Here is a 2,985-nt window from a genome sequence, read left to right on the forward strand (position 1 = left end):
GGACGGACGGCCGACCGGGAGCGCCGGCCCGCCGCGCCCGGCGTCCTGGCGTTGGGCCCACCGGCGCCGCCCGCCGGGACCGCGACCAGGACGGCCGCCGTCACCGTCGCCCACGACACCACCGGTACCGCGACCTCCGTGCTCGCCCCCATCACGGCCGGGCTGCTGCTGACAGGCGCCGCGATGTACAAGCACCGGGGCCTTCCCAAGGGCCACTGAGCCGACGGCCGGGGCGGGCAGGGCGGCCGGGGGGCAAGGGGGCGGCCAGGGCGAGCGGGATCACCAGCCGGGGGCGGCCAAGTGCAGGGCGAGCAGGGGCAGTCGGCGTCCCGGGATGGATCCGGAGGGGATCGTGCCCGTGCGCACGGCACCCATGGCCCGGTAGAAGGGTTCGGCGTTCGGATCGGCCGCGACGGTGATCAGCTCGAAACCGAGGCCCTCGGCCTCGGCGCGCAGGTGCTCCATCAGACGGCGACCGATGCCGTGGCCGATGGAGGCCGGTTCGACGAACAGCATGCCCAGTTCGCCTCGCGGGGGCGCCCCGGTGAGGGTGACGAAGCCCAGGACCCGGGGGNGCCGCCCGTGCGGTCGGGCTCGACGCGCTCGGGGGTGACGGTGAGTTCGGCCCGGCAGGCCTCGATGAACGCCGCGTCGTAGCCCCAATGCGCCTTGGAGCGCAGGGCGAGGGCGCTGAGCTCCGCCGCCTCGCTCGGCCGGGCCGGTCGGATCAGCATGGCGGGCACTCCTCCTCGTCGGTCCGTCCGGGACCCGGACATGGTCCACCGAAAACCGGCGCTACCGGAAGACCCCCGGGGGCGGGGTCGGGGACGGGGTGGCGGTGGCGTCGGTGGCCGGGGCGGCGCCGGCGGCGAAGTCGGCCAGGGCGCGGCCGTGTTCGACCCGGCCGTGGGCGGCGTCCGAGGCCACCCGGCGGGTCAGCTCGGCCAGCGGGAGCGGGGTGGGCGCGGCGGCCAGGACGAGGTTGCCGAAGCGCTTGCCGCGCAGCACCGCCGGGTCGGCGACCAGGCAGAGCTCGGGGAAGACCGCGCCGAGGGTGGCCACCTGGGAGCGGGCGAACGGCAGGGCGGAGCCGTCGGCGATGTTGACGGCGTACCAGCCGCCGTGGGCGAGGGCCCGGGCGGCCAGCGCGGTGAACTCGACGGTGGTGCAGTGAGCGGGCACCCGGGCACCGGAGAAGACGTCGGCGATCACCAGGTCGACGGTGCCCTCGGGGGTGCGCTCCAGCACGCCGCGGGCGTCCGCGCCGCGCACCTTGACCTGCCAGCCGCGTTCCAGCGGGAGTTCGGCGCGGACCAGTTCGGTGAGCGCGGTGTCGATCTCGGCGACCTGCTGGCGCGAGCGCGGGCGGGTGGCGGCGACGTAGCGGGCCAGCGTGAGGGCGCCGCCACCGAGGTGCAGCACGGTGATCGGACGGCCGGGCGGGGCGACGAGGTCGACGAGGTGGCCGAGCCGGCGCTGGTACTCGAAGCCCAGGTGGGCGGGGTCGGCGAGGTCCACCAGGGACTGCGGCGCGCCGTCGATCAGCAGCGACCAGGCGGCGGGGCGGTCGCGGTCGGGACGGAGTTCGGCGAGCCCGGAGTCGACGGCCCGGGTGAGCGGGCCCTGGGCGTGGGTGCGGCCGCCGGGGCCGGTGGCGGCGGGCGGGCCGCTCTCCGCGGTGGTGCGGCCTCGGTCCGCGGCGCGGCCGGCTCGGTTGCTTCGTCCCATACCCGCCATTATCGCCGCCGCCGGGAAGAGCCCCGCAGCTCAGCGGGGGCGGGAGCCAGAGGTGGCAAGAGCGCCAAGGGGTTGGACGGGGCGGCCAGGGACCGGCGGGGGTCAGGACGGGCCGAGGCCGCCCGCGGTGAGGGTGCAGGCGGCCTCGCAGAGGGCCGAGCGGAGGACCCAGGGGTCGGTGGGGCGGGTGGCGCAGTCGGCGCCCGCCGGGGGCATCACCCAGCGCGGGTCGGTCGCGGGCAGCAGTTGGGCGCCGGCGGTACAGGAACTGCCGGGCAGGTGCCAGGTCGCCGAGGTGCCGGGTGGGACGAGGAAGGAGACGGTGGCGCCGTTGCGGCTCTGCAGCACCGCGCCGCACGCCCGGCGCAGCCGCAGGATGTCGACCGCCTCCAGGCCGTGCCGCAGGGCGACCGTCACGGTGTCGAAGGTGGCGACGAGGACGGCCTCCGCGTGGGCGCGCGGGCGGGAGGGGCCGCCGGACGGGGAGCGGTCGGGGCCGTGGCCGTCGGCCGACTCGGGCAGCAGGGCGGGGGCCGCTCCGTCGAGCACCCCGCCGACGGCCAGACGGCGGAACTGCGGTACTCCAGTGGCCGGCATGGGCCCTCCTGTCACCTCGTCGGGACCGGAAGCCGTGCCATCGGGTGGGGGTGCCGCCAGGGACGCGGCGGGGGGACGGCGGCGGGGGCTTCCACGTACCAGGACAACGCCGGGTGCGCGCGGCAGGCCACGGGGCGCTTTACAGCAAGGCATGGCATTTCATGGCGGATCTCCGCAACTATGCCCGCTTTGCCCTGCTTTGGCGGCACATCGTCCGCCAACCCGCTGTGGCCGCCCGGTGACTCCCGGTACTGTCGTGCCGCGCCCGGCCGTCCACCGGGCCCCACCGGACCCACCCGCGGCCGGGCGTCCCCGCCGCCCCGCCGCCCGACCCCCGCACGACCACCCGCACCACCACGGAGCGCACCATGGCAGCCACCCCACCGGCCGAGCCGAACCGCCCGTCACCCAACACCGCGATGCGTGCCCTGCGCGGCGACCGCTCGCCGGGCGAGTTCGCCGTGGCGGTGCGCCGGGCGGCCCGCGAGATCGGCGAGCACGTGTCCTGCGACGCCCGGTACGTCGGACGGGTCGAGTCCGGCGAGATCCGGTGTCCCAACTACGCGTACGAGCGGGTGTTCCGGCACATGTGGCCGGACCGCTCGCTCACCGACCTCGGCTTCGCCCCCCGCACCGCCGTCCGCCGCCGCC

General features: G+C 77.0%; 4 protein-coding genes and 1 pseudogene. 2 read left to right on the forward strand and 3 right to left on the reverse strand.

Going from position 1 to position 2,985, the window contains the following annotated elements; all coding sequences use genetic code 11:
- Positions 1–219: hypothetical protein (locus ABD308_RS20465; protein ID WP_344337318.1), on the forward strand; the 219-nt coding region annotated here is incomplete at its 5' end.
- A gap of 60 nt (positions 220–279) precedes the next feature.
- Here the strand turns inward: ABD308_RS20465 and ABD308_RS20470 are convergent.
- The 3 genes from ABD308_RS20470 to ABD308_RS20480 form a co-directional block, all read right to left on the reverse strand.
- Positions 280–516 (reverse strand): GNAT family N-acetyltransferase, encoded by a 237-nt coding sequence (locus ABD308_RS20470; RefSeq protein WP_344337320.1) that lies wholly within the window; start codon positions 514–516, stop codon positions 280–282.
- Between the two features lie 279 nt (positions 517–795).
- Positions 796–1,728: a spermidine synthase gene (locus ABD308_RS20475; RefSeq protein ID WP_344337322.1), complete on the reverse strand. Its 933-nt coding sequence runs from the start codon at positions 1,726–1,728 to the stop codon at positions 796–798.
- A gap of 111 nt (positions 1,729–1,839) precedes the next feature.
- Positions 1,840–2,334: a hypothetical protein gene (locus ABD308_RS20480; protein ID WP_344337323.1), complete on the reverse strand. Its 495-nt coding sequence runs from the start codon at positions 2,332–2,334 to the stop codon at positions 1,840–1,842.
- A gap of 368 nt (positions 2,335–2,702) precedes the next feature.
- Between ABD308_RS20480 and ABD308_RS20485 the strand changes: the two are divergent.
- Positions 2,703–2,985 (forward strand): annotated as a pseudogene (locus ABD308_RS20485) (tetratricopeptide repeat protein); the annotation flags it as partial.

Source organism: Kitasatospora putterlickiae (assembly GCF_039527695.1).
GTDB classification, from domain to species: domain Bacteria; phylum Actinomycetota; class Actinomycetes; order Streptomycetales; family Streptomycetaceae; genus Kitasatospora; species Kitasatospora putterlickiae.

Coding starts and splice junctions, on each gene's coding strand:
- ABD308_RS20480 (WP_344337323.1), bottom strand. CDS start 2,334: ATGCCGGCCACTGGAGTACCGCAGTTCCGCCGTCTGGCCGTCGGCGGG.
- ABD308_RS20470 (WP_344337320.1), bottom strand. CDS start 516: ATGCTGTTCGTCGAACCGGCCTCCATCGGCCACGGCATCGGTCGCCGT.
- ABD308_RS20475 (WP_344337322.1), bottom strand. CDS start 1,728: ATGGGACGAAGCAACCGAGCCGGCCGCGCCGCGGACCGAGGCCGCACC.